Genomic DNA, 26,084 nt, shown 5'->3' with positions numbered 1-26,084 from the left:
TTCCCCTTTTTAGCAGCAAGAGTAAAATCAAATTAGTTCAGCTCTGTGTGGACCACATTTACAACATGGAATTTGATGAGGCCCGAGTGCTTTACAAAGAGATAAAAATTGCTTTGCCAGACCATCCTGCGCTAGACATGCTCGATGCCTTTTTCATTTCATGGCAGGAAATGCCTTTCAATGTTCATTCCCCCGGTTACAAAAACCACATTACCAAACTTGAAGCGGTAATTGAAAAGTCGCAAAAAATATTGAAAGAGGACGCTGACAATGAAGAAGGCATTTTTTTTGAAATGTCGGCGAGGGGGCTATTAGCTGAATATTACGCCGACGAGGGCAGCTACATGAAGGCCATTAGCGAGGCTAAACAGACTTATGATTTCATCAAAAAGGGTTTCGAGCTAACTGACAAAAATCCGGAGTTTCTGTTTACTGTTGGCTTGTACAATTATTTCAGAGAGACATACCCTGAAAGGCATCCTATCTACAAGCCATTTTTGTGGTTTTTTAAGAGTGGAGACAAAGAGCTCGGCCTTAAGCAGCTTGACCAGGCCTGTCGGCAAGGGGTGCTGACGAAGGTTGAAGCCAATCTTTATACGTCCTATATCTACCTCCGGTACGAGAACAACCCGGAAACTGCCCTCAAATATCTTAGAAGACTTAATAAAGACTATCCAAAAAACCCCTTTTTCCAAACGAAGCTTGCTGAGGCGCTGGTGATGAATGAGCGCTACAAGGAAGTGAGTCCACTGGCTGATGAGCTTCTTGGGAATTCGGACCCTTACTATCGGATGTCAGCCAACTTATTTCTTGGCATCATTGAGGAAAAGAAGGCGCAAAACTTAAGTGACGCCACCTATTATTACCAAAAAGCCCTGAGCGAATCGGCTACATTTGAATTTAAGGGGGAATACTATAAAAGCCTGGCCTATCTGGGTTTGGGCAGAATTTTCCGGAGCCAGGGCAAAAGCGATCTTGCCGATGGGCAGTTTAACCTGGCCATTGAATGGGCCACCACTGAGGAAGTAGAAAAAGAAGCCAAAGGTTATCTAAAACATTAGTGAAGTGCCCTCTTTTCAATCCATAAAAGCTACATCAGAAGGTTTCTATAAAGAAAAGGGCAGTAAGTTTCTGGCATTTGCATTTCCAGTGCGGACGGAGGATGACATCAAAAACAGGCTTGATGAGCTCCGAAAGCAATATTACGATGCCCGACACCACTGCTATGCCTACATTCTTGGCAACGAAAGTGATAAATACAGAGCCAATGACGATGGTGAACCTAATCACAGTGCGGGCGACCCTATTCTGGGCCAAATACGATCAAAAGACCTGACAAATACCCTTGTGGTGGTGGTTCGGTACTTTGGCGGGACAAAACTGGGCGTATCCGGGCTCATCACAGCTTACAAGACAGCAGCAAAAGAAGCGCTAGATGCGGCTGAGGTAATTGAAACAACCATCAAAGACGAGGTATTGATCGATTTCACCTACGAGCAGACCAGCGATGTGATGAGGCTTGCAAAAGAGTTTAACCTGGAAATAGAAGCGCAAACATTTCAGGAAACCTGCTCAATACAGGGTTTTATTGAGATCGGTACCGGCGACTTGCTCAAAGAGAAACTCGCACTGGCAGGAGTTTCCAGCGTTCGCATAGTGAAAGCCATATAATGCTAATACAAATAGCCCTTGCTGTTCAGCACCTGGTAGATTTCCCGGCACACCCAGGCATCGGTAGCCGCATAATGGATTTGCGCTTTAGTGAGCTCTTCATTTTCCCAATTCGACGTCTGCTGGGCTTTGTTGATTCTTTTACCCAGAATCATCCCGGTCAAATTCCTGGCACCCATGTTTTCAAACTCAAGGTCTTTCACCACCTCGTTCAGGTCAATAAACCCATCGGGTTCAAAGCGTCTAATCTTGTTCAAATCTACCAGGTCGTCACGCAAGGCCACACCAATTTTGGCAATGGATACGTCCTCCATCAAGTCATAAATTCGATAGTGCGGCCCCAGGTGGTTGATTCTGAAGAGAAAGGCTTCTTCCTGAGTAGCAAACTGCACAAGAGCTGTCGGAAAATATTGGCCTTTTCTGAACGCCGGCTTTGTCTCGGTGTCGAAACCTAAAAGCTTCTCTCTGGCTAGTACAGTGGTGGCATCCTTGATGTCAGCCTCATTGGAGATCACATGCACCTTACCTTCAAATCGAAACTCGGGTAATTGCAATATTTCCTCTTTCGTAATTTTCTTTGGAAAGGTCATTAAGCTACTGCCTCCTTCTGCTCCTTGTACCTTCTGATTTTGATATTAAACACAGCAAAAGCAATGGTCATTAGTGGGCTTATTATATTAAAAAAACAATATGGTGCATAAACAAAGGTACTAACACCAAGTACGCTGGACTGAGTGGCTCCGCATGTGTTCCACGGCACCAACACCGACGTCACCGTTCCGCTGTCTTCCAGCGTTCGACTTAAGTTCTCTGGCTTCAGTCCTCTTTCTCTGTAAATGTCTGCATACATTCTTCCTGGCACCACAATAGCCAGGTACTGGTCGGAAGCCGTGATATTAAAAAACACACAGGTAGCTGATGTTGACGTAATCAGCGACCAGGTAGAATTCACCCGCTTGATAATCTCGGCAGCGATCTTTTTCAGCAAACCGCCGGCTTCCATGATACCTCCAAACACCATCGCACACAAAATCAGCCAAATGGTGTTGAGCATGCCCGACATGCCACCGGTTGACAGCAATTCGTTCACCATGGCATTGTCCGTCACCACATTGATGTCTGTATAAAGTGCCTTCATTACTCCCACATAGGTTTGCTTCCAAAGAGGCCCTTCAATGGCAGCCACCTCCAAAATAATGTTGGGCTGGAAGATGAAAGCAAACACACCACCCAGCAGGGTGCCAGCCAGTAGCGCAGGAATGGCAGGTACTTTTCTGATAATCATAAAGATGACCGCTGCGGGCACTATAAACAGCCAACCGTTGATATCGAATTTATTGCTTAGCGAGGCGAGAATAGGCTCAATATCATTTACTGCGCCGTCTGACGAAGAGAATACACCAATTCCGATGTAAATAAACAAAGTAAGTGTGAGCGAGGGAACGGTTGTATAAACCATGTATCTGATGTGCGTAAACAAATCAGTACCGGCCATCGCAGGGGCGAGGTTAGTCGTGTCGGAAAGTGGTGACATCTTATCGCCGAAATAAGCGCCCGAAATAATGGCCCCTGCTACAAGCCCCTCTGAGATTCCAAGTGCCTGCCCGATACCGAGCAGCGCAACGCCGAGCGTAGCAATGGTGGACCAGGAGCTGCCGGTTGCCAGAGATACTATGGCGCTGACAACGCAGGCGGCAAACAAAAAGATGGCTGGGTTAAGAATTTGAAGGCCGTAGTAGATCATAGCAGGGACAATACCGCTTAGCAACCACGTGCCTGCCAGCGCCCCTATCAACAAAAGAATCAAGATCGAAGACATGGCCGAGCTGATACTTTTCACCACCCCGTCAATCATATCATCCCAGGAAATGCCTAGTCTCGAAGCAACCAGTGCAGCCACAGCGCCTGCTAAAATGAGTACGATTTGGTTGGAGCCGTCGAGGGCTGCATCACCAAAAATAACAACATTAAGAGACAGCAGAACAATAAGGAAAATGATTGGAATAAAGGCATGCCAAAGGGTTGGCTCTTTCGTTTTTTGCATAAAAACGGTTTATAACGATATGAATAAGGTTTGAAGATAGTAAAAAATCAAAAGGGAGGCTCGCTTTTGCATTTGTATAAATATTTTACACCGAATGTTTTGGTTCTGTCTTTGATTAGTACAACAATCAACTGTAGGCAAGCTCAGCAAGTTCTTCCCCCACCAGCGTGCCAATAGCCACGCCCATACCACCGAGTCTCACCCCAATGGTTATGTTATCAGAAACCTTTTTTACAATGGGTTCCTTCGTTTTCCCAAACGCCATGATGCCAGACCACTGCTGATCAATTTTAAGCGAAGAGCCTGGTACGATCACCTCGGCAAGCAGCCGTTTCAGCTCCGCCAAAATTACCTCATTCACGCCAAAATCGGTGGTAGTTTCTTTATCAAAATCGAGGTTCCTGCCGCCGCCCAGCAAAATCCGGTCACCGGCATTCCTGAAATAATAGAAGCCCTTGTCCATGTGAAAAGTGCCCTCAAAAGGAATCTGTTTCATTGGCTCGGTTACAAAGACAAGCCCCCTGCCTGGCTTAATATCGAGCTCAGGGAAGTACTGTGAGGCAAATGCGTTCGTGCAGAAAGCCAGCTTTTTGGCTTTGAATATGATATCGGTGTTGGTGCCCTGCGAAAAGGCAGACACCTCCACATGACTCCTTAAGTCTTCATGCCGCTTTACTTCGCAACCGGTCAGCACGTGTATTTTTTTGGCAGCGGCAATCTGATACAGACTTCGCATCATGCTGCCGGTATGCAGCTGTCCTTCCAGCGGATTGGCGATGACCGTTTTTACCATCGACCTGTGGAAACCGAACTTTTGAACAAGCTGCGTATCTTCCTGAAATACTTCAATACCAAAAAAGCTTTTCAGCAACGTATTCACCTTTGGTATTTCTGGAAGGTATTTAACCTCCGCTTCCGACACCAGCTCATAGCCTCCATTTTGCTGAAAGCCCAGCCCGGCATCCCCCACCCGCTGTCTGAGCTTTTGAAGTCCGGCCCATCTTCTTTTCACCAGAGCCAGGCAGCCCTCCTCTCCAAGTATCTTTATATCTTCTACCAACTCTGTGAGGCTGCCAAAGCAGGCGAAGCCCGCATTCTTCGTGCTGGCCCCCGACGGCAGCAAGCCACGTTCCAGCAAAAGTATGTCGGCATCCGGTGCTTTCTCTCTTAAACTAATGGCAGTACTCAAACCAACGATACCGCCGCCCACCACAATGTAGTCCCAGTTTTGAAACGATTGGCTTTCCCAAAAACTTAATGACATAAGCGTGTTTTGTTTGGGTGCAAGCTAGTGAATCGATCAATTACCCGACACCCGTTGTTGATAAATGGGCTAAAATATCAAAAGGATTATGTATTTTAGAAGAACATAACCCTAACGATCATTATGAGAAAAATAGACGCCCTTCTTTCGGAGTATGGCGAAAGCCACCAAAACGGAACCAATAAAGCCATTCACTGGATTTGCGTGCCACTGATATTTTTTAGCATAGTGGGGCTTATCTGGTCTATCCCCAGTGGCTTTTTGCAGAATTTCATCAGCGACAATCCCTATGTGAACTGGGCCACTCTTCTGCTGGCCATTACGCTGATCTACTACATCACGCTTTCTATTCCACTCTCCTTTGGCATGCTGATGGTAGCTGCTGTTTGTTGTGTGGCGGCCAATTACCTGAGCCAAACTTTTGCTACCCCTCTTTGGGCCATTTCATTGGGGATATTTGTTGTGGCCTGGATCGGCCAGTTCTACGGGCACAAGGTGGAAGGAAAAAAGCCATCGTTTTTCAAAGACCTCCAGTTCCTCCTTATTGGGCCAGCCTGGCTGATGCACTTCATTTATAAGAAGCTGGGAATACCTTATTGAGATGGGATTTTAGGAAAAAAGCTCTTGAAGATGCCTATTTAGGCGAAATGAGTTTCTTATAAAGACTCACCACCTCTTCACCCATTCTTTGCCATGAAGCCTTTTTAAGGTCGCTTTCCTGGGCTTTGGTGTAGGCTTTGAGCCTGGCTGGGTCGTTCTTCAACTCACTGATGAAGTTCTTGATGGAGAACGTATCCCATGGGTCAAACTTCGCTGCATGGGTGAGCACTTCGGTAACGCCCGCTTTGGCAGACAAAACAGCCGGCACGCCTGCGCTCACTGCTTCCAGAGCCACAATGCCAAAAGGGTCTGAATTTGAGGTCAGCAGAAACAGATCGGTGTCGGCAAAAAACTGAGGCAGCTTCTTTTGGTTCAAAAAACCCGGGAAATTGAAATAGTGGGACAAATTCATTTTGTAAACCTTCTCTTTCAACTCGTCGAGCATATGCCCGCTGCCCGCCATGGTAAACCTGTAAGCGTCATCCATTCGAAGCAATTCCCTGGCCACATCCACAAAATGTTCCGGCCCTTTTTGACCGACCATCCTGCCGAGAAATGACACATTAAAAGTATTTCTCTTGTGCGGTTTCGCAGCCGCCACAGGAAAATACCCATTGTGGACGACGTGAATTTTAGACAGCTTAATTCCATAGTGCAAATGGATAAGCTCCTTCGTTTGATGGCTTACTGTGATGATGGCATCTGCACGCTCAAAGCCCTTGCGCTCGATATCGTAGATGTGCTGATTCACGTGCACGCCCATTCTATCAAATTCGGTGCTATGACAGTGCACCACCAACGGTTTGCCGCTAGCCGACTTTGCCATTACTCCAGCCTCGAATGTCATCCAGTCGTGCGCATGGATAACGTCGGCATCTGACTTTGTGGCTTCCTCTCCAACTATAATGGCATATTTAACCACCTCATTGAACAGATCGGGGCCGTAGCCACCTTTCAGTTTTTTACGAAGTGGTTCAAGTTTTTCTTTTAATACCGTTTTCTCTTTTGTTTGTTTTTGAACGACGTGCTGTTTAACAAACTGCTCTTCCGACAAGTAGGGCAAAAGGTAGGAGCCAATTTCCAGCACTTTCACATCTTCCCACCATTCCCGCTCCTCCGACAGCACCTTTTTCCATTCCACTTCTTCAGCCTCACGGAGAGATACCTTGTTCCATGATTTCTTCGCTGTGACCTTTGGAAGTATAAAATCCACCGACACGTTCCGCTCACTCAGCCCCAGGGTCAAGCCATGACACGCAACACCTAATCCTCCGGAAATTTCGGGCGGGTATTCCCACCCCAGCATGAGTACCTTCATTCAAATGGATTTATGCTTCAATATAAAAAAGAAAGGATCAGTGTGGTAGATAAGTTCGGTAAAAAAGGAATTAATTATACACGATTCTCAACACCTCTACCTTCACGCCATGCTCCTTCATAAAGTTGATCCAAAAAACCTGATGAGCCGATAGATGGTCGGTTGGAGATTTCACCTCCCAAAAGTGATAGTCATTGCTATTCCATACGAACAGGTCGGGCAAACCAGTGCCATTTTCCAGCGGATTGCGGGCCATTTCCAATGAGATTTCCTTCAACTGTTCAAGGCTTAGGTGCCGAAAAAGTGCTTCCATATGGGCGGCCAAATCAGAATGCCAGCCCACCCACGGGTTAACGATATTCTCTTTGGCCTGCATGGTCACATGCACTTTTTCCTGCAACTGTTGTTTACTCTCGAAAACAGATAAAAAATGCTCGAAGGCCTGGTAACGGCTTTTTAAATAACGACGATCCTGCAAGTCGAGCGGCACACGCTGCAGCGGCTGGTGAATGAGCGCTCGCTCCTGGCTGTAGAGCTCTTCCCAAAAGACCAGGCCAAACAGACTGCGCCAGATATAGTTCTCGGTGTGGGCGCCTTCAAAGCCCTGCTCCCTCAGGGTAATCAAAACATGCTCTTCGATGTTCAGGCTTCCATCGGGTTTTGGCACAATCAGCTCCGGCGCCTCCTTCATTACCTTTGTAGTGGTAAGCACCTGTTTCTTACCGGAAAGCTTCACCAGTTGATCGCTGGCAAAAAGCCACTCAGAGTGCGTTTCCGGCTCGGCTGCAATTCGCTGCAGCACTTCCTTTGCATCATCCTTTTTCCCAAGGCCTATCAGCACCCTCACCAGCCGTTCCCTCGACTCCGGCAACGAATGCCTCGAATAGGTGATGGCCGCTCTTTCCAAAAATTTGTTTTGTTCATACCACTTGCCGGTGCGCATGATGAATTTCTTCACAATGGATTCTGCCACCGGCGACAGGTTTTCGGGCACGTAGGTCAGCGCACTTACAGCTTCATCGATCAACGCTTCATCCTCCACAAGCATGGCCTTTTTTAGCGCCCTGTATTGCTGGTGCAAATCAAAAAGCTGGCTCACTTCGTCGTAGCTTCTGAATTGTGGCTTGAATAGCTCTTCGTCGTAAGTCTCAAACTTAGCATTGCCTATGTCCCTGATCACGAACTGCGACATATCGCCCCACGGGTGCCCGAAGAAGAAAAGCCTGATCATCTCCAATTGTTCCAGCTTTGCCATCTCCACTACCTCTTCAAGTTCAAGCAGCCTGTTCCTCATTTTGGGCAAGGTGAAAGTTTCAAACAGCAGCAATACCAACTCTTCTCTCTTTGCCTGCTTCGCTTCCACACCCACACTTTTCAGCACCTCTTTCAGTTCACCCACTGTAAAAAGCCTTACCAAATCCAGCGCATCCCACTCGTCGTTGACCACAGGCGAAGAAATAAATCCATTCTTGTGTAACTCTTGCCAGGCAGTGGCGGTATCCTTTATCTCAGCATATATAAGTTTAGATGGTCGAAAAAACCGACCTTTGCGATTGGCCATCCTGATGTAAAGGCACTGAGCACTGATGCTTAAGGCTCGGAACTCGGAGAGGAAGCCAGTTTCAAAGGGAGTTAAAAAGGATGCATACAGTCTTTCTACATGAGCCAGCACATAGAGAAAATTGTCGTGGTAGTAGGTATCGTGAAGGCGAATTGGAGGCGTTCCCATTATTTTTCTTTCCGAAGATGCAACCCTGACACCAAATTAGACATCTAATAAGCAAAATCAATTCATTTTGAAAAGAAGAGAGTTAGCGGCCTATTTACTTTTTACCCTTGCAATCCTGTATTGCATAGTGGTGGAGCGCAACCATCTGATGGTCAGCGATAGTGAGAAGGTTCTCGAGCGACCGCTGCCTGCCTTTACCGAGTTGATTATTGATATTCCCTGCCAGGTGAGGGTACATACGCAACGAGTTGGCCAGGGCAAAATCATCGGCGACAATGCCCTGCTCGACAAGCTCAACCTTTCTTCGGAGGAAGGAACCCTCTACATCAAATTGGACGACCCTGAAGCCAAGCATTGGAAAAACTTCCTTTTCAGCCGCTGGGAAAGTGTTACCCTTGATATTTACATTCCCTCCGATGCACCTCAGCTGGCCGGCACCTCCAAGTGGCTGACTTTCAAAGAATCGGAAGACGACGGCATGACTATCCATTCTTTCGGGCTTAGCAGCCTGAGAATTGGCACTGATAGTGTGATGTCTGCTAGTTTTTAACTGATGATTATCACTGACGACACGAAAGAAAGTAGCCAGGCTATTGTGAGCGTTTCGATGGCGGAGTATGTGAATTACTACACCATTCGGATTCATTTTAGCGACCGAACTACTCAAGTGGTCGATTTCAAAGAATTTCTAACCAAAAGCAAACATCCCGCTGTTAAAAGGTGTCTCAATAAGGATTTGTTTACGAAGTTTGAGATAGTTGACGGTAATCTTAACTGGATGGATTACGATTTGATTTTTCCGGTTTGGGATTTGTATACTGGCAAAATTAGCTGAAACTAGCCCCCCCTGTAAGCCGCTTCAGCCGTTCTTCTTGCCAAATCCTCCAGATCTATCCCCACTAGCTCCCTTGTCGCTTTTAATGACTTTTCCTTCAAGCCTTCGGGCAAACCATCGTATCCCCAATAAGCACCGAGGATGGCGCCTGTGATGGCCGCCACCGTATCATTATCACGGCCATAGTTCACCACAAACTCCATGGCCTTCCGGAAGTCGCCTTCTGAATACTCCAGCGCCATCAGGTTGATGAAGTGGATCTCCCCGGCATGAAAAGGAATGTCCTGAAGTCGGCCATCCATCAGCTCATAGGCTTTGGAAAGCTGCGCATAATCCAATCTGCTGCCTTTATAGTTTTTAGGCACCCTTATGCCCGGATCAACATCCTTTTCAGTAACCGCTTTGGCCTTGTAAGCAATTTCCTTCGAAGCAGTATAGCTGGCATAGGCCAGGCGCCCGATCAATCGGCTGTTGAAATAGCGCAGTGGGTCAACTTCTCTTGTAATCAATGCTATTTGCTCCGGTTCTACGCCCGGTTCCATGGCTTTGGCCACATAAGCTGCTGTCAAGCCCGTAATATCTCTGGCATAGCCATGATCGAAGAAACCCAGTCGGTAGGCCTCAGTGTATGATTTTTGAGGCTGGCCGGGATAAAACCCACCAATGGAAGGTGCGTAAAGCATGCCTGCACAAGCCATTTCTCCCCCATAAAACCTATTTACAGCGTAGCTATAGCCTTGCAAATCATCTTCAGCAAAGGGCCTGGCTACCTTGGCCCACTCCTGCAGCCAGGTCATGTGCATCAGCTGTCGCTCCATGGCCTCTGGCCCAAAGGCATCTATTTCCTTCACCTGCTGCATTTCTGCCTTGTACAGATTGATGATGTGGTTGGCAAAAGCCTTTGCATCCAGCGAGTCTTTACCTGCCTGGGTAGTCAGGTAGTTACCCATCAGCAATTTCCAACGGGTATCGTCGGTGGTGCCACCGGCAGCCAGGTTGTCTTCCCATGGCCCTTCCGGTGAGCCTTCTCTTGTCACTGCATCGAGGCTATCGACAAAGCCGAACTGCGTTTGGATAGCGCTGCGATGCCACATTTCTGTGGGGGCTCCCATGGCGTCGCCAATAGCCGAGCCGACCAGCATGCCCAGCACTTTGTCGTAGTACTGCTCTTTCGTCAGGCCTTTAGGCCAATCAGCCGAGACCTGAGAAGAAGGCACCCCCGGTGAGGGGAAAGCGGGCGCTTTGTTTTCGCTGTTCTGCTGGCAGGCCAGGAGCCCAATCATGAGGGCCAACGTGACAGTCGAGGCAATATGTTTTGTCTTATGCATTTGATGTGATCTTTTTAGCTGCCAGCTTGAGCAGCGCTTCTTTTTCTTCCAGCGACAAATCGAGTGGAAGTTGTGCCAGGCCAATAATCCTCCGCAAGATTTCCATTCCTTCAATCTGTCCAACAAATCGGGCATTAATGTTTCCCCCGTATTGCGCCACTGCTTTCTCAATGCCAGCTTCCGGCTGCTGCGCCATGCGCAGGTGGGCAAGCATCACGCCCAGGTCATACCCCGCCGGGCCAAAGAAACAAAACTCCGGATCGATGACCTTAAAGCCGGCATTGACCCGCAGCCAGCTGCCCGGATAGTAGTCGCCATGCAGCAGGGTACTGCCTGCCGACAGGTACATGTCACCAAGCGCCGACACTTTTTGCTTTAATGCTGAGTCCGTCTTGTAAGGCATCGCCAGGGCCTGAAGCCCCGGCTGTATGGTGTCCAGATCGAAGCCGTTGTCTTCCATGTAGGGGTATACAAAAAGGTGCTCGTGGTTGAGCTTTCGTAGGGCCAGGTTATCAGGAAAGGCCCTCACCGTTTCACTATCGAATTTTTGCGCATGCAGCGCCCGTAGAAACTCTATAGCGGCCGACAAATCTTCAGCGGCCATCTCTTGTTCTTTCTTATAAATGAAGGTATAGTCAGCGCCTTTTCCGAGATCCTCCAGCACCATGAGGTGGTTTTTCGCATCGAAGCCGACTACCCAGGGCAAGTATTTTCTCAGCTCAGGCAGGGAGGCTGCCAGGGTATAAAACTGCCGTTCCACGCCAATACGTTCTATGGGTGCCGGAATTTGCGGGTATTTGTTGACAAAAGCTCGGGACTGCTTCAGGATAAGATTCCTGGTATCTCCTACCACCCTCACCACCACGTTCATATTGCCTTCGCCGGGCTTTTCCAGTCTCAAAACCTCCTCATAAGGCTCCATCCAATTCTTGTCCTGCAAATACTGAAGCATGGCGCTTCTCGAAATATCCAGGGATAATTCCATTTGACGCTTACGGTTTTAGTTAAATATCTCTTGTAATCGCAAAATGGTTATTTGAATCAAAAGTTGATGTATTAAAAGTCACTTTATGTGTCAATGGTCGGCAGGTGTACCAAAATGGCAGGCGTCGGTACGGCGCAACAGGTTTTCTGAACCCGTTGCCTGACGGCTTCCGCCAGTGGCCGGACACAGCTTGCCAAATGGCTATGGCCGTGCCGACACCTGTGTTACCGAAGACAGGCGTCGGTACGGTAGCACGGGCCTTAGCGCAGGGAACCGTCGGCCGCCGGAGTACGATGGTTCAGGTTTTTTTGAATGTATCAAAGTAGGCTTAACTTAGCCGCACAAAATCATACTTAGCTTTTTCAAATGCCACAAATCGACACCATTATTTTTGACCTGGGCGGCGTGCTCATCGACTGGAACCCACGTTACCTCTACCGCAAGATTTTTAACACCGAAGAAGAGATCACCTGGTTTCTTGACAATATCTGCACCAGTGCCTGGAATGTGGAGCAGGATGGCGGCCGGTCTTTTGCTGAAGCCACAGAGCTGCTTGTAGCCAAACACCCTGACTGGGAAGAACCGATCAGAGCGTTTTATGGTCGATTTACAGAAAGCTTCAATGGGGCGATTCAGGAAACCGTTGAGATACTTGAGCATATCAAAAACAAGACAGACTACAGGCTCTATGCGCTGACCAACTGGTCGGCGGAAAGCTGGCCACATGCCATGGAAACTTTTCCTTTTCTGCACTGGTTTGAGGGCATAGTGGTAAGTGGTGTGGAGAAAACAAGGAAACCTTTCCACGATATCTACCAGATCGTTTTCGATCGCTACAAGGTGGATCCTGAAAAGGCGATTTTTATTGACGACAACCACGACAACATAGTAGCCTCAAAGCAGCTGGGCATCACAGGAATTCAGTTCAAGAGCGCTGCGCAGCTTCGTGAAGACCTGCAAAAGCTGGGGGTGCTCAGCTAAAGGTAAGGCCGAAAAAAGTCGACCGGCAGGTGCCAAAGCTTGTCTTTGAACCTGCTTCTGAAAAACCCAAAATGTCCGATCTCCTTCAATCCAAAATCCGATGGATTCAATTGTTCATTGGTTGTTTGGGCATTTGAGTATTGCGACTGCAAAAACTTAACGGCTCTCGGAGGAGCCATCATATGGTCGTCGTGCACGCCAACAAAATGAATGGGCATGGTAAGTGCTTCGAACCTTTCTCTTACGGCTTTATCGTCCTTCCAGATGCCCTGCGGATGCAAACCCCAAGTCCTCCACTCCAGGGCTGCCTGCTTCGGTAGTGGCGGGCCGCTACCCACCACAATGCCCGGCATATAACCCAGCACGCTGGAGGTAAGCGGAAGGGAGACTTTCCAGAAAAAATTAACAAGAAACCTGTGAACGCCGTCCCACAAATGATTGGCTGCGCACTGCGATCCTATGAACCAGACAGCCGTCACCTGGTGGCTCAGCTCCGCCAGTGGAAACACCTGCCCCGCCACACTGTGACCGATAACAAATACCTTTTCATAGTTTTCGAAACCCCAAGACAATGCTGCCTGCAAATCCAAAGCACCCCAGTCGCTCATCTTTGCCTTGCAGTCGGTGATCTTTCCGTCGAGAGACTCGCCAATGCCCCGGTAGTCGAACGTGAGGGCATCGAACAGTCCGGTATTGGCCAGGTAGGCAGTGTACTTGCTGTAATAGGGCTTGGGCACACCTGTGGCTGAAGCGATGATTACCAATGCCTTTGATGGCGCCGAAGCTTTGAACAACGCTGCCGACAGTTGGTAGCCATCGGAGGCGGTTAGCTGGAGGGGAGTAGCGTTCATAAAGTTTAAAAAATCCTTTAAAAGAGAATACGTTAACAAGCTAAAAAAGAAAGCGATGAAAGTCCCGAACTAAGCAAATTAAACGTCATATTCGCTATAGCCGGATGACTCTGTACAGAAAAAATTTTCGGGTGGGTTAGTGAAAGGCCTGGCGACATTGTGGATTTCGAAAAACGAAAATATAGTTCGACAATGAGAAGAGAAATGGCCGACATAGCACTAAATTCAATACAAATGAGAAATTTCTCTTTGCTTTTAATTCTTTTGCTGTCGACCTATTTTTATTCTTCAGGACAGAGTCTCAAGAGTTTCAATAATGGCTCTTTAAAACTGTACTATGAAGAATATGGTAAGGGGCCAGCGTTATACATTTTGTCTGGCGGGCCGGGAGAAGCACCAGAACATCCATACCGACAGATAGTTGATAGTCTTAAATCCTTCTATACCTGCATTTTAATACATCAAAGAGGTTCAGGAAAATCAAGAAATATCCCTATCAATCAGACAACAATATCAATCGATAACTATACTCAAGACATTGAGCTCTTAAGGGCGCAACGTGGCGACAAAAAAATTACGTTACTAGGGATATCATGGGGTGGCCTGCTGGCAATGAATTACGCTGCGTTTCATCCGGAATCTGTTTCAAACCTTATTCTCGTTTGCTCAGCTCCTCCTTCCTATACAGTTTGGAATGTGCTGTACGACAATCAATATGCAAGGCGTTCCAAAACGGAATTGGATTCAATGGACATCTTGCAAAACGTATTCTCAACAAAGACTGAGAAGGAGTTGGACTCTCTTAAAATCTCGGATCCGAGTTGTAAAGAAGTTGTTGCCTACAAGGAATTTATCGCCCTGCATGTTCGAGCCATGTACTACGACAGAAGTAAAATATCCAAAAAAAACAATGACGACCTTTTTTACAGTTTCAATTTTCAGCCAATCCCAATTATCGACAAGGAAGTCATAGAAACTAAGTGGGACATCACAAATGAGCTAAAGCAATTGAAAACTCCGGCCCTCATTGTATATGGCCGACAAGATGACCAAGGTGAATCTACTTTTTATTTACAAAAAGAGAGCCTGAGATTTAGTGAAACACATGTAATCGAAAAATGTGGTCATGAGATTCTGGAAGAACAACCAGTTGAGTTTTTCAGCATACTTATGGACTATGTTAAGAGGGCAAAAAACTAAAAGTGTTTATGAAAATTCTCAACGACAGACCTATGAGTTTTAATAATAACTAAGCCTTGTATGACGTATGCTGAAACCTGGGCCAAATCCAAATCCAAAATTGAACAAAGTTGGATACCATAAGTGACTATTTAAAGCCTGCAACATGGATAATAAGGCATCATGGGGCTTCACCAGTTGCACTACCTGGTTGGCTTGGAATCTCCGCCACAACGCCTATTTTTATGTTCTGTGTGGCTATGTGCTGATGGCAAGCGATGCACGTTAGTCAACCCCACTCGCCGGCAGTTAGTGAGACAAAACGCAGGCCGTTGGAGCTATAAATACCCCCATTACACAACACATCTCGAAAAAAAACAAAACCATGGCGAAAAGTAAATTGATGGAAATGCACAATGTGGGCATTGTGGTAGAATCCCTTGACAACGCCATTGCCTTTTTCGCTGAAATAGGGCTGACACTCGAAGGGCGAATGATGGTGGAGGGTGAGTGGGCCGGGCGTGTAACCGGGCTCGGCAATCAGTCGGTGGAGGTTGCTATGATGGTTACGCCCGACGGGCACAGCCGGCTTGAGCTTTCACGGTTTATCACCCCGCCTACTGTCGCCGACCACAGAACTGCCCCGGTGAATGCCCTGGGGTATTTGCGGGTCATGTTCAGGGTTGAGCACCTTGACGAGTTGGTAGCAAGACTGATGACCAAACATAACGCCCAACTTGTTGGTGAAGTGATGCAGTATGAGAACGTCTACCGGCTGTGCTACATACGTGGCACAGAAGGCCTTCTCATAGGTCTTGCCGAAGAACTTGAAGCAAAATAAGAAAGTAAAGTATAAATTTATCGACCGGTAGCTGTCGGCAGGCGTGGCTGAGTGCCAGTGAATGCGGAGCTGCATAAAACTCCCACACTCATTTTAGGCAAGAGTAATGAGCGATGAAAATATTGAAAAATAAGTTGGGAAATCGAATAAAAATAAGTGGTTTCTTTGCCCAGCACCAAGTTAAATGGAATCAACGGTCAATAATTCGACTTGCAACATCCACACACAATATCGCCCTCAATCCTGTCCCCCCCTTCTCTGCGGGCGGACATGTAGAACATTATTATCATTTTATCTTTGATTTACTGTTACCTCTCAGTTTTATAATAAAAAAAACACCCTCAAATGTCATTTTTTCGCTAAACGGATTTGGTGTTCTAACTCCCATTTTATTGAAATTATTTGACAACCGGGTTCGTATTCGATCCAATGCCTGGGAAAGAAAGGTGAATTTGATTGGAATGAATCCAATTCAAATCAACATTAACCATTTTCAATATAAAAACTTAAAAGAAATGGTTTGCGAAAAATTAAATATTGATTCCACTAGCAAACCAAATAAAATTCTATTGATAGAGCGTATTCCTCCTGACCCCTACTATCAAACTAGTGCTACCATTAAGGGATCAGGTTCATCTCGAAGGTCAATCAAGAATCATGATGAGCTCGAAAAGTATATTAGATCAAAAGTCTCTCCTAATTATGAATTTCATAATTTGAAATTGGAAAAAATATCATTTGAGGATCAGATTAGGTATTTTGATTCTGCAGTCGCCGTTATAGCCCAACATGGGGCTGGCTTAGCCAATATTTTATGGATGCCTGAAAAATCTGTAGTTATCGAGTTTGGTTTTAACTCAAAAAATCATTACGAAAGATTGAGCTTACTAATGAAGCATTATTACTTTCTATTTGACAACAAGGAACCTCATATTAAAATAGATTGCGTAGATTTTTCTAATTGGTTATCTAAAAATGAAATTACTCGGGATTTTTTTATAGACAAAAATAATTTAAGGCCATAAAATGGTCATATTTCCTCAAATAGTATATTGGCAGCGAAAATCCTTCAACAGCATGAAAAAAGGTCTGTTCTACTTTGCCTGCATCACCCTCCTCTCATTATCAGCCATTGCCCAGCCATCCACCGAGGTTTACCTTTTCGACATGAAAGCCAACGGCGAAACGATGAGTATTTCCAACCCCATCAACGTTTCCGCCAACTCCGGCCGTTACGACAATCAGCCTTCTTTTTCTCAAAAAACAGGTGAGCTCTTCTTTGTGTCGCAGGACGCCACTCCACAGATCGACATCTTCATCTACAACCCTGCCAGAGGCACCAAAACCAATTTCTCGAACAACGCCTCCAACGAATACTCCCCTACCCTCACTCCCGACGGCAAATACATATCCTGCATCAGAGAGGTAGACGGCACGCAACTGCTATGGAAGTTTCCCATCAGAAAAGGTGAACCGGTGATTGTAGTGCCGGATCTTGTGATTGGCTACCATGCCTGGAGAGATGACAACACACTGGTGTCGTTTGTGCTGGGCGATCCCCAAACGCTACAGATCTCCGACCTGGCGACTAAAACCAATAAGGTAGTCGCCAGTAATATCGGCCGCTCTATCCACAAAATCCCAGGCGGCAACCTGATCAGCTTCCTGCAAAACAGAGAAGGCCAGCCAGCGCTGATCCAGTCGCTTGACACTGAAACAGGAAAAATTGAAACGATCTGCGAAGCGATGGCCGACTCGCAAGACATGGCCTGGACGCCCAAAGGTGAGATTATCATGGGCCAGGGCAGCAAACTTTTTGTGTGGTCGCCAGCGACAAAGGGCTGGGCGGAAGCAGCTGATCTCGGCGCTACTTTCCAACTGAATGGCATCACCCGGCTGGCCGTTAGCCCAAAGGGAGACAAACTGGCCGTGGTTGTAAATGAATGATCAGCGGTTCATTCTGCCCTATTAATATTTTTTTTTCTCAAGTAATTCCAAAACACATAGGGGTACTAATGGTTTATGTTTACTACTAAGCAAACTAAACTATTATTCACAAAATGAATCTACAGGTAGCATCTTTGCTGATTCGGACTTTTCCGGATGATCGTTCTATTATTTTTTAAACAACTCCCAACCCCTGCTTTAAACTATCGTAACAGGCTAAGTGAATTTATTCAGATCAATCTCAACAACTCAATGAAAAGAACTTTATTGCTCGGGCTCTGCCTGATTTTTAGTGCACTACACGCATTCGCTCAGGAAAAGGTAACTGTTAATGGCTATGTAAAAGACGCCGCCAACGGAGAAGACCTTTTCGGTGCCAATGTGCTTGTGAAAGAAATTGGCGACGGTGCTGTCACCAACTTTTATGGCTTTTACTCTATTACGCTGCCGCCAGGTACCTACACCCTGGAATACAGGTATGTGGGGTATGAAACACTTGTGAAAACGGTAGATCTAAAAGCTAATGTGAGGATGGACGTAGAGATCCGATCCGAACAGCAGCAACTGCAGGAAGTGGTGGTATCGGCCGAACGGGAAGACCAAAATGTAACCAGCATCGAGATGAGCGTAGCCAAGCTCGATATGCAAACCATCACCAAAGTGCCGGCATTTGCCGGTGAGGTCGACGTGCTGAAAACGATACAGCTGCTACCGGGCGTAAGTACCGTTGGCGAAGGTGCTTCGGGCTTCAACGTGCGTGGTGGTTCGGTTGGTCAAAACCTGGTGCTGCTCGACGAGGCGCCCGTATTTAACTCTTCTCACTTACTGGGCTTCTTTTCCGTGTTTAACCCCGATGCAGTGAAGGACATTAAGCTTTACAAAGGCGCCATGCCTTCCCGCTACGGAGGAAGGATCTCCTCTATCCTTGATATAAGGATGAAAGAGGGGAACAATAAATCTTATGATGTGGCAGGTGGCATTGGCACCATTTTCAGCCGCCTGGCGGTAGAAGGGCCTATTCAAAAAGAAAAGTCGTCGTTCATCATCGCTGGCAGGCGTTCTTATGCCGATGTGCTGGCCAAGCCCTTCACTGATGTGCTGGACGACGGTGCACAGCTCTATTTCTACGACCTGACGGTGAAAACCAACTTCAACATCAATGAAAAGAACAGGGTGTTTGCGTCAGGCTATTTTGGAAGGGATAAGTTCTTGTTCGACGCCCGCCAGGGATTTGACTGGGGCAATAAAACTGCCACCATCCGCTGGAACCATTTGTTCAACGACAGGTTGTTTTCAAACTTCACTGCATTCTATAGCAACTACGACTACTCTCTGGCTTTTGGTGAAAATGACATCGATAAGTTCGAGTGGACATCGGAAATATCCACTTTCAATTTCAAACCAGAGTTCAGCTACTTCATCAATACCAACAATGAATTGAGCTTTGGTGGCGATGTAACAGTGTATCAGTTCGATCCGGCCAACGCCCTCGGCGTGAGCAATGGCGAGGTGAGCAATATCAGCCTGGATCGAAAATTTGGCATGGAGAGCGCCGTATATGCAGGTAACGAACAGAAACTATCGTCGGCACTGACCGTCAACTATGGCCTTCGCTTATCTTCATTTAGCTATATGGGGCCTGGTCAATATTATGAGTACGACTCACCTGAGCCAGGCGTCAGAAAAACCGTGACCTCGATTTCGGAGGCGGACAACCTGGAAACTATTCAAACTTATTTTAACCTGGAGCCCAGGGCTTCCTTTTCGCTGTTGGTAGATCCAACGAGCTCCATCAAGGGTAGCTATAACAGAACCGCTCAGTACGTTCACCTCATCTCCAACACCGTAGCCAGCAATCCGCTCGATGTATGGACACCGAGCACCAACAACATTGAGCCGCAAACAGGCCAGCAGGTGTCGCTGGGTTACTTCCGCAACTTCAACGACAACATGATTGAAGCGTCGGTGGAGACCTACTACCGTGCGACCAAAAACCAGATTGACTACATCGACGGTGCCGATCTTTTGATCAACCCCTATCTGGAAGGCGATCTGCTCAGCGGTATAGGAAGGGCCTATGGCGTAGAGCTATATGTTCAGAAAAAGAAAGGGAAATTGAACGGATGGGTAAGCTATACGCTTGGAAGAACCGAGCTAAAAGTAGATGGCATTAACAACAACAACTGGTATGCTACACGCTACGACCAAACCCACAATGTGAAAGTAGCTGCTTTCTATGATGTAACACCAAGACTATCATTTTCAGCCAACTTCAGCTACATCACCGGTACACCCACCACCTTCCCAACAGACAGGTTTGAGTGGCAGGACTACGTGGTGCCTTACAATTTCGGCAATGGCCGAAACAATGTAAGAATCCCTGACTACCACCGCTTCGATCTTGGTGCCACACTCAATGGAAAAACAGTAAAAAGAAACGGGAAACCGAGAAAGGTAACAGATCAATTCGTTCTATCTGTATACAATGTGTACAACAGAAGAAATCCATTCTCGATCTATTTCACCCAGGGGAGAGACCGGCCGGTTGCAGGCGAACCTCTGCCCACCGAGGCGATTCGTGTTGCTATCATTGGTTCCATTTTTCCTTCTATCACTTACAACTTCAAGTTTTGATATCATGAACTCAATAACAAAATATATAGCATTCCTTCTCCTGGCTGGTTCCATCATGGCCTGTGAAGATACTATTTACCCCGAGCTGGCCGATAGTGAACCTGTGGTTTCTATCGACGCATTTGTAACAAGTCAGGAAAAGACGCAGGTGATTAAAGTAACCAAAACCCAATACTACTTTGACAAGAACAGGCCTGCGGGTGTTTCTGGCGCACAGGTCAGCATCACCGACGATCAGGGCAAGGTATTCCTGTTTACAGAGTCGAACACCGACGGATGGTACGAGTGGGATCCTGCCCTAAGCGATGACTCATTAGGACTCCCGGGTGTTGAATATTCACTTAGCATTTTAGCCGAAGGCATTGAGTATACCTCGACCTCCATCACGCAAGGCGTACCAAAAATTGATAGCATCACATTTAATTTTGAGCCGGAAAACGACTTCGCTCTTGCTACCTGGTTTGCCGAAGTTTGGGCCAGAGATTTGGATGGGCCCGGCAATGCTTACTGGATCAGGGGATGGAAAAATGGGGAGTACCTCAGCAAACCAGCTGAAATACTGACCGCCTACGACGCCGGATTTAGCCGGGGGTCGGAGGTAGATGGGTTTATCTTTATCACACCTGTGAGATCCGGCACAGGTATCAACCTTAGCAGCGACGAGGATCCCGACACAGGCAAGTTTTTGCCTTCTTATCTGGATGGGGACTCTATTTATGTCGAAATCCATTCGGTGTCTGAGACAACCTTCGATTTCCTGAACCTGATGAAAATTCAGATAGATCGGCCGGGAGGTTTTGGAGAGCTGTTTGCCACGCCTATTGACAACGTACCGACAAACATTATCCCGTCTCAGGAAGGTGTGAAAGTGGTAGGCTGTTTCAACGTGTCAACTGTGAGCAGCTTTGGGAAAAAGCTGGTGGAAGAAAACGAGACGCCTTAAGCGTCTGTAGTTTCTTTGGGTAAGTTAAAGTAGCAAAAAGCCAGTCTTTTTGCTACTTTAGTTTATAACCTACCCTTCCGTGTTATGACCAGAACAGAAGAGCTTTTTCACCAAATCGCAGAGTCTTTGCCCGACGGCAAAAAGAGCAAGATGTTTGGCGCTAACTGCGTGAAAGCAGCCAACGGCAAGGCCGCCTTTATGGCATGGAAAGACAATATGGTGTTTAAGCTGGAAGGCGACGCACAGAAGGAAGCCCTGAGCCTTGACGGATGTGAGGTTTTTCGCCCCATGCCGGAGCGCCCGCCTATGGGAGGCTGGATTCGGATGCCGGTCGACTACGAAACGAAGTGGCCAGCATTTGCCAAATTAGCGCTGGATTATGTAAAGACGCTTTAGAAGCCACGATGAAAAAACTAATGCTCCCTTCAGGCGAAGCGGTATTCATAAGGCCGATACAGCCAACTGATGCTCCTGCCCTCCTAGCCTACTTTGGCAGCTTTTCTGACCTCACCCGCAAAAGGTTTGGCCCCCACCCCTTCGACGAGGCCACTGTCAAAGCCATTTGTGAAAACCTCGACGATGATCCCTGCACCCGACTGGCGGCTTTTGCTGACGACAAGTGTGTGGCTTACTGCCTGCTCCTTCCGGGCATCTTACCTGACGACGACATTCGGCTGAAGAGCTACGGCATAGACACCGATCAATTTACCTACGCTACCTATGCGCCTTCTGTTGACGAAAAATATCATGGAACCGGCCTGGCAAATGCGATATTTACCGAGCTTGAATACGAGGCAAAGAAAGCAGGTGCCACCCACATCATTCTTTGGGGCGGTGTGCAGCATGGCAACCCAAGGGCCAGAAGGTTTTATGAAAAGAATGGCTTCTTAAAGGTAGGCGAGTTTGATCTGAACGGCGGCGATGATGATATGGTGAAGCCGCTGAGCTAGTTAGCGGCCATTGTGCATCAACAACACCGACTTCATCATTATTAATCCTCTCTAAAAATCGCCATATTTGAAACCGGAATATAACTATTCCGTTCCATCAATCATTTTGACTTTGAATCCATCATTGATCTTATGAAAACCTTGTCATTCAAACCCATTTTTTCAATCACCATCATTTTTTTTAGTGTTTTGTTTGCTCCTCAGGCCAATGCTCAGCTGATGGACAAGCTGAAGAAAAACCTAACAGAGTCACTCACATCCTCTCCAAGAGACAAGCAAACCACCAAAGACACCACTTTCTACAACCTGGCGATTTCGCAAGGCTCTAAAGTGTCCTTTTTCGACAATAGAGAAGACAATCAAAATGCCTTTTTGGTGGGGGCGAAAAATTACACCGACAACTCCGGCAACAATGTGGTGAAGCTGACCAGAGCGGAAAAAGTATTCGACTCCAACCGGTCGGGCAGTATTGCCCTAAGCATCAGCAAGTGGAGTGCAAGGATGAATTTTCTCGGTGGCTTGAACTACCTGCTCGACGAAAACTACGGAGGCAGCCTGGCCACCAGCTACCTGAGTGATCAAATTCTCAGTGCCTACAACGACAATAATCTTTTTGAAGTAGTTGAGGTTATCACTGCCAACAACTCGCTGAATCTGCTGGAAAAATACGGCCTGGCCAAGACCATGATGAACCTGGCCATCCTGCATCATTCGCAGGGGCAGTTCACCATTGCCAAAAGCTACTATGAGCAAACGGAAACCCTGATCAAAGAGCAAATCAGTCCGAACAGCCAGGCCATGGCTTCTGTGCTCAACAACCTGGCCGTGCTTTACAAAGACCTTGGACAATACACCGAAGCCGAGAAAGCCATGGGTGAATGCCTGAGGCTAATGGCCAAAAACAAATTTGACGACCAAATGGAGTACGCTGTGGCTTTGAACAATGAAGCCATTCTCCGGTTTGAGCTGGGCAGAAACGACCAAGCCGTGAGCAGTCTCAACAAAAGCATTGAACTGGCGTCTAAGCACATCAACGAAAAAGGTACCGACTTTACCAAGCTAAAAATCAACCTGGCCGTTATTTACCAAAACCAGAAGAAGTACACTGAAGCCGAAGCCATTTACAAAGAGCTATTGGAACTGAAGGAAAAACGCTTTGGCAAGAGCAGCCCCGACTATGCGGAAATTCAGAATCAACTGGCCGGCCTGTACATGGAACTGGGCAGGACCGATGAGGTAGAAGGCTTGCTGACCAGCGCCGTGGAGATTTACAAAAAGAAGCTGAAAGAAGACCACCCTGCCTATGCTGCCACCCTGCGCAACCTGGGTAAATACTACTATTTCACCGATCAGTACGACAAGGCTGTTGCCACGTTCGGTGATGTGATTGGTATCTACGAAAGAAACTTTGGCAACAACCACCCCGAGTACCTGGGCACGCTGGAAAACATGGCCATCACTCGCTGGAAGAAGGGTGAAACGGACAAAGCCGACTCCACTTTTGGAGCGCTGCTCACCAAACATATGGACCTGCTTGAAAAGTATTTCGGTGCCATGAGCGAGAACGAAAAAGGCAAGTACTGGGACAAGGTGCGGCCTTCCTTCCTGGCCTTTTACAACTTTGCTGCAGAGAACAGCAGCAAGAAGCCTGAGCTGGCCACACGGATGTATGAGGCTCACCTGTCTACGAAGGGCATTTTGCTCAGTAGCTCCGTGAAGCTTCGGCAGAACATCCTCAACAGCGGCAACCAGCCCCTCATTGACACCTACCTCAGCTGGACAAACCTGAAGGAGTCGCTGGCCAGCTACTACTCACTGTCGAAAGATGAACTGAAAGAGCAGAAGGTCAACCTGGATTCCCTCGAGTCGTCAGCCAATGGCCTGGAGCGAAAGCTTAACCAAATGAGCGCCGACTTCGCCGATGCCAACAAGCTGCCGTCGGTGAAGCTCGCCGATGTGGCTGCCAAGCTCAAACCGGGAGAAATGGCAGTAGAAATTATTACTTTCCCGGCATTTGATAAGTCGTTTACCGACAACAATAAATACACCTTTGCCTTCGTGAAAAATGGCGCTGCTTCACCGGAACTAGTGACCATCAGCAACGGCAAAGAACTTGAAACCAGGTATGCCAAAGCCTACCGCAACATGGTGACCAACAAGCTGGAAGATGCCATCACCTACGAGCAATTTTGGAAGCCTATTGCGGGCAAGGTTGCAGGCAGTAAAAAATTGTATATGTCGCTCGACGGCGTGTACAACCAGATTAACGTGATCACCCTCAAGGCCACCGATGGCAGCTATGTGAAAGACAAACATGACATAGTGCTGCTGAGTAGCACTAGACAGTTGGCCCAAAATGCCAGCGCCAGGAGTGGTTCGAAAAACACTGTACTGGTCGGATTCCCGAACTACGGGTCAAAAAGCACTCTCTCCCCGCTGCCGGGAACCCAAAAGGAAGTGCAGGCCATCGGCGCATTGGCTAAAACATCGGGCACCACCGCCGACGTATACATGCAGGATCAGGCCACCGAGGCGCTATTGAAAGACAAGGTCAAAAACCCCCGTATTCTTCATATTGCCACCCATGGTTTCTTCCTTCAGGACGTGGCCGGCACCGAGGGTGACAAGGTGCTGGGCGTGGAGATCAGCAAGGCCAAAGAGAATCCGCTATTGCGCTCCGGGCTCTTTCTGGCTGGTGTGGAAGGCACCACTGGCAGCATCGAAAACAAAGAGGTTAATACTGCCGACAACGGCATTCTTACAGCCTATGAAGTGCTGAACCTCAATCTTGAGCAAACAGACATGGTGATCCTTAGCGCCTGCGAAACCGGACTTGGGGAGATCAAGGGTGGTGAAGGTGTGTATGGCCTCCAAAGGGCGTTTCAGGTCGCCGGAGCGGGGTCGATCATCATGAGTTTGTGGAAAGTAAACGACGAAGCCACCCAGGAGCTAATGGTCAACTTCTACAAAGAGTTTTTGAAGTCGGGTGACAAGCAGGTGGCGTTTGCCAAAGCTCAAAATGCCTTGAAAACCAAATATGCCGAGCCTTACTACTGGGGTGCCTTTGTGATGATGAACTAAGTATTATCGGCATTATCCTCCCAGGCAGAGGCCCCACACCAATGGGGCCTTTGCTTTTTTCAGCCATACAATCATCCACGCTTTCCAACCAAATAGCAGCAAAAGGTTTCTTATGGCAAACCCCTGAGCTATGAAAGCTGTTGTTTCAAGTCTACTGGTGCTGGCCTTTTCACTGGCCGTGTTCTCCTGCCAAAACGAGCCGGTTACGCCCTCATCGGGATTTTCCACTAGTTGGGAAGTCAATGCCAATGCCTTTATTGCTGCCACCTCGCAAACGACTGGCGACCCATTTGTTATCAAAAAAGCTGTACTGAATGACTCGCTGCTGAAAGTAACCGTGCAATATGCAGGCGGCTGCAAAAAGCATGATTTCAAACTAGTGTGGGACGGAACCATTGACTCCTCAACCATCCCCGCCGTGGTGACCTTCGCATTGATCCACGATAGCAACAATGATATGTGTGAAGCACTTCCTACCGAAGAGCTCTCCTTTGATCTTCTTGATATTATGGAAGGGAACAGGCCCATCGAGGGTTTTCAGGCCTGGGTAGTCAATGCATCGAATGCAGAACAGCTGCTGGCACTTCCCGAGTCAATGGAATGCGGATGGGCTGTTGAAACCGCCTCAGTCGTCTGCGGAACGGGCATATGGGACAACCTGTGGCTTCAGACCTTAAGAACGGAACAAGCGGGCGGCGTCCGTTCATTCCTGCTTCAGCCGGTTTCCGTTGCTGCCGGGGTAGAAATACCGGACAATCCTGACGAGGGAACAAAGTACTATATAGGTGTCAAAATACTGGATGACTACGAACCAAATCCCGATGTCGGCGTCTGCCAGGCCTATCCGGGCGATCACTACAGCGTCGAAATCACCTGCATTCAACCCTACGAATAGTCTTAACT

At 47.5% G+C, this 26,084-nt stretch carries 24 protein-coding genes; 16 read left to right on the top strand and 8 right to left on the bottom strand.

The genetic code is table 11. From position 1 onward, the window contains the following. Positions 1–47 precede the first annotated feature (47 nt). Together ACMVP2_RS20760 and ACMVP2_RS20755 are read left to right on the top strand one after the other, a co-directional pair. Positions 48–1,061, top strand: a complete 1,014-nt coding sequence (locus ACMVP2_RS20760) for a tetratricopeptide repeat protein (protein ID WP_416864935.1) — start codon at positions 48–50, stop codon at positions 1,059–1,061. 4 nt (positions 1,062–1,065) lie between these two features. Beyond that, positions 1,066–1,671 (top strand): IMPACT family protein, encoded by a 606-nt coding sequence (locus ACMVP2_RS20755; protein ID WP_416864934.1) that lies wholly within the window; start codon positions 1,066–1,068, stop codon positions 1,669–1,671. A gap of 2 nt (positions 1,672–1,673) precedes the next feature. Here the strand turns inward: ACMVP2_RS20755 and ACMVP2_RS20750 are convergent, their stop codons facing one another. The 3 genes from ACMVP2_RS20750 to ACMVP2_RS20740 form a co-directional block, all read right to left on the bottom strand. Further along, complete coding sequence (locus ACMVP2_RS20750) at positions 1,674–2,261, bottom strand: 3'-5' exonuclease (RefSeq protein WP_416864933.1); 588 nt, start codon at positions 2,259–2,261, stop codon at positions 1,674–1,676. Next, a complete protein-coding gene (nhaC, locus tag ACMVP2_RS20745) occupies positions 2,261–3,715 on the bottom strand; it encodes a Na+/H+ antiporter NhaC (RefSeq protein WP_416864932.1) in 1,455 nt (484 codons plus the stop codon). Before nhaC ends, ACMVP2_RS20750 begins: the two co-directional genes overlap by 1 nt. Before the next feature lie 127 nt (positions 3,716–3,842). Continuing rightward, a complete protein-coding gene (locus ACMVP2_RS20740; protein ID WP_416864931.1) occupies positions 3,843–4,979 on the bottom strand; it encodes an NAD(P)/FAD-dependent oxidoreductase in 1,137 nt (378 codons plus the stop codon). 123 nt (positions 4,980–5,102) lie between these two features. Here ACMVP2_RS20740 and ACMVP2_RS20735 point away from each other — a divergent pair, with 123 nt between their 5' ends. Continuing rightward, the gene (locus ACMVP2_RS20735; RefSeq protein ID WP_416864930.1) at positions 5,103–5,579 is read left to right on the top strand and encodes a DUF962 domain-containing protein; all 477 of its coding nucleotides are present in this window, start codon (positions 5,103–5,105) and stop codon (positions 5,577–5,579) included. A gap of 34 nt (positions 5,580–5,613) precedes the next feature. Here the strand turns inward: ACMVP2_RS20735 and ACMVP2_RS20730 are convergent, their stop codons facing one another. Together ACMVP2_RS20730 and ACMVP2_RS20725 are read right to left on the bottom strand one after the other, a co-directional pair. Further along, complete coding sequence (locus tag ACMVP2_RS20730; RefSeq protein ID WP_416864929.1) at positions 5,614–6,897, bottom strand: glycosyltransferase family 4 protein; 1,284 nt, start codon at positions 6,895–6,897, stop codon at positions 5,614–5,616. A gap of 70 nt (positions 6,898–6,967) precedes the next feature. Beyond that, complete coding sequence (locus tag ACMVP2_RS20725) at positions 6,968–8,626, bottom strand: VRR-NUC domain-containing protein (RefSeq protein WP_416864928.1); 1,659 nt, start codon at positions 8,624–8,626, stop codon at positions 6,968–6,970. A gap of 67 nt (positions 8,627–8,693) precedes the next feature. Here ACMVP2_RS20725 and ACMVP2_RS20720 point away from each other — a divergent pair, with 67 nt between their 5' ends. Both ACMVP2_RS20720 and ACMVP2_RS20715 read left to right on the top strand, forming a co-directional pair. Then, entirely contained in the window at positions 8,694–9,176 is a 483-nt protein-coding gene (locus ACMVP2_RS20720; protein WP_152000837.1) for a hypothetical protein, read from the top strand. 3 nt (positions 9,177–9,179) lie between these two features. Further along, positions 9,180–9,461, top strand: coding sequence for a DUF2442 domain-containing protein (locus tag ACMVP2_RS20715; RefSeq protein WP_416864927.1), 282 nt, complete (start codon positions 9,180–9,182; stop codon positions 9,459–9,461). Positions 9,462–9,463: 2 nt separating this feature from the next. Here the strand turns inward: ACMVP2_RS20715 and ACMVP2_RS20710 are convergent, their stop codons facing one another. Both ACMVP2_RS20710 and ACMVP2_RS20705 read right to left on the bottom strand, forming a co-directional pair. After that, entirely contained in the window at positions 9,464–10,789 is a 1,326-nt protein-coding gene (locus ACMVP2_RS20710; RefSeq protein ID WP_416864926.1) for an ADP-ribosylglycohydrolase family protein, read from the bottom strand. After that, positions 10,782–11,774, bottom strand: a complete 993-nt coding sequence (locus ACMVP2_RS20705; RefSeq protein WP_416864925.1) for a phosphotransferase — start codon at positions 11,772–11,774, stop codon at positions 10,782–10,784. The genes ACMVP2_RS20710 and ACMVP2_RS20705 overlap by 8 nt, the downstream gene beginning before the upstream one ends. Positions 11,775–12,140: 366 nt before the next feature. Between ACMVP2_RS20705 and ACMVP2_RS20700 the strand changes: the two genes are divergently transcribed. Continuing rightward, positions 12,141–12,755 carry an HAD family hydrolase gene (locus tag ACMVP2_RS20700; protein WP_416864924.1) on the top strand — a complete coding sequence of 205 codons (615 nt, stop codon included), beginning with the start codon at positions 12,141–12,143 and terminating at the stop codon, positions 12,753–12,755. On the opposite strand, the gene ACMVP2_RS20695 is transcribed toward ACMVP2_RS20700, so the two are convergent. After that, positions 12,752–13,606, bottom strand: coding sequence for a hypothetical protein (locus ACMVP2_RS20695; protein ID WP_416864923.1), 855 nt, complete (start codon positions 13,604–13,606; stop codon positions 12,752–12,754). The two genes, ACMVP2_RS20700 and ACMVP2_RS20695, sit on opposite strands and share 4 nt — an antisense overlap. 192 nt (positions 13,607–13,798) lie before the next feature. Here ACMVP2_RS20695 and ACMVP2_RS20690 point away from each other — a divergent pair, with 192 nt between their 5' ends. The 10 genes from ACMVP2_RS20690 (at position 13,799) to ACMVP2_RS20645 (ending at position 26,076) form a co-directional block, all read left to right on the top strand. Beyond that, complete coding sequence (locus ACMVP2_RS20690; RefSeq protein ID WP_416864922.1) at positions 13,799–14,806, top strand: alpha/beta fold hydrolase; 1,008 nt, start codon at positions 13,799–13,801, stop codon at positions 14,804–14,806. Positions 14,807–15,170: 364 nt separating this feature from the next. Continuing rightward, a complete protein-coding gene (locus ACMVP2_RS20685; protein ID WP_416864921.1) occupies positions 15,171–15,626 on the top strand; it encodes a VOC family protein in 456 nt (151 codons plus the stop codon). Between the two features lie 113 nt (positions 15,627–15,739). After that, the gene (locus tag ACMVP2_RS20680; protein WP_416864920.1) at positions 15,740–16,651 is read left to right on the top strand and encodes a glycosyltransferase 61 family protein; all 912 of its coding nucleotides are present in this window, start codon (positions 15,740–15,742) and stop codon (positions 16,649–16,651) included. 52 nt (positions 16,652–16,703) lie between these two features. Then, positions 16,704–17,573: a TolB family protein gene (locus tag ACMVP2_RS20675; RefSeq protein ID WP_416864919.1), complete on the top strand. Its 870-nt coding sequence runs from the start codon at positions 16,704–16,706 to the stop codon at positions 17,571–17,573. A 252-nt stretch (positions 17,574–17,825) separates the two neighbouring features. Beyond that, positions 17,826–20,207, top strand: a complete 2,382-nt coding sequence (locus ACMVP2_RS20670) for a TonB-dependent receptor (protein ID WP_416864918.1) — start codon at positions 17,826–17,828, stop codon at positions 20,205–20,207. Positions 20,208–20,211: 4 nt separating this feature from the next. Further along, positions 20,212–21,150, top strand: a complete 939-nt coding sequence (locus tag ACMVP2_RS20665; RefSeq protein ID WP_416864917.1) for a DUF4249 domain-containing protein — start codon at positions 20,212–20,214, stop codon at positions 21,148–21,150. Positions 21,151–21,234: 84 nt separating this feature from the next. Beyond that, positions 21,235–21,546, top strand: coding sequence for a hypothetical protein (locus ACMVP2_RS20660; protein ID WP_416864916.1), 312 nt, complete (start codon positions 21,235–21,237; stop codon positions 21,544–21,546). A gap of 8 nt (positions 21,547–21,554) precedes the next feature. Further along, positions 21,555–22,100 (top strand): GNAT family N-acetyltransferase, encoded by a 546-nt coding sequence (locus tag ACMVP2_RS20655; RefSeq protein ID WP_416864915.1) that lies wholly within the window; start codon positions 21,555–21,557, stop codon positions 22,098–22,100. A 132-nt stretch (positions 22,101–22,232) separates the two neighbouring features. Next, positions 22,233–25,181, top strand: a complete 2,949-nt coding sequence (locus tag ACMVP2_RS20650) for a CHAT domain-containing protein (protein ID WP_416864914.1) — start codon at positions 22,233–22,235, stop codon at positions 25,179–25,181. Between the two features lie 130 nt (positions 25,182–25,311). Beyond that, positions 25,312–26,076 carry a hypothetical protein gene (locus tag ACMVP2_RS20645; protein ID WP_416864913.1) on the top strand — a complete coding sequence of 255 codons (765 nt, stop codon included), beginning with the start codon at positions 25,312–25,314 and terminating at the stop codon, positions 26,074–26,076. Positions 26,077–26,084 lie beyond the last annotated feature (8 nt).

It is taken from the genome of Imperialibacter sp. (assembly GCF_048007035.1).
In the GTDB taxonomy this organism is placed as follows: Bacteria; Bacteroidota; Bacteroidia; order Cytophagales; family Cyclobacteriaceae; genus Imperialibacter.
The sequence above is the reverse complement of the archived record's forward strand: the minus strand, read 5'-3'. Positions and strand labels throughout refer to the sequence as shown.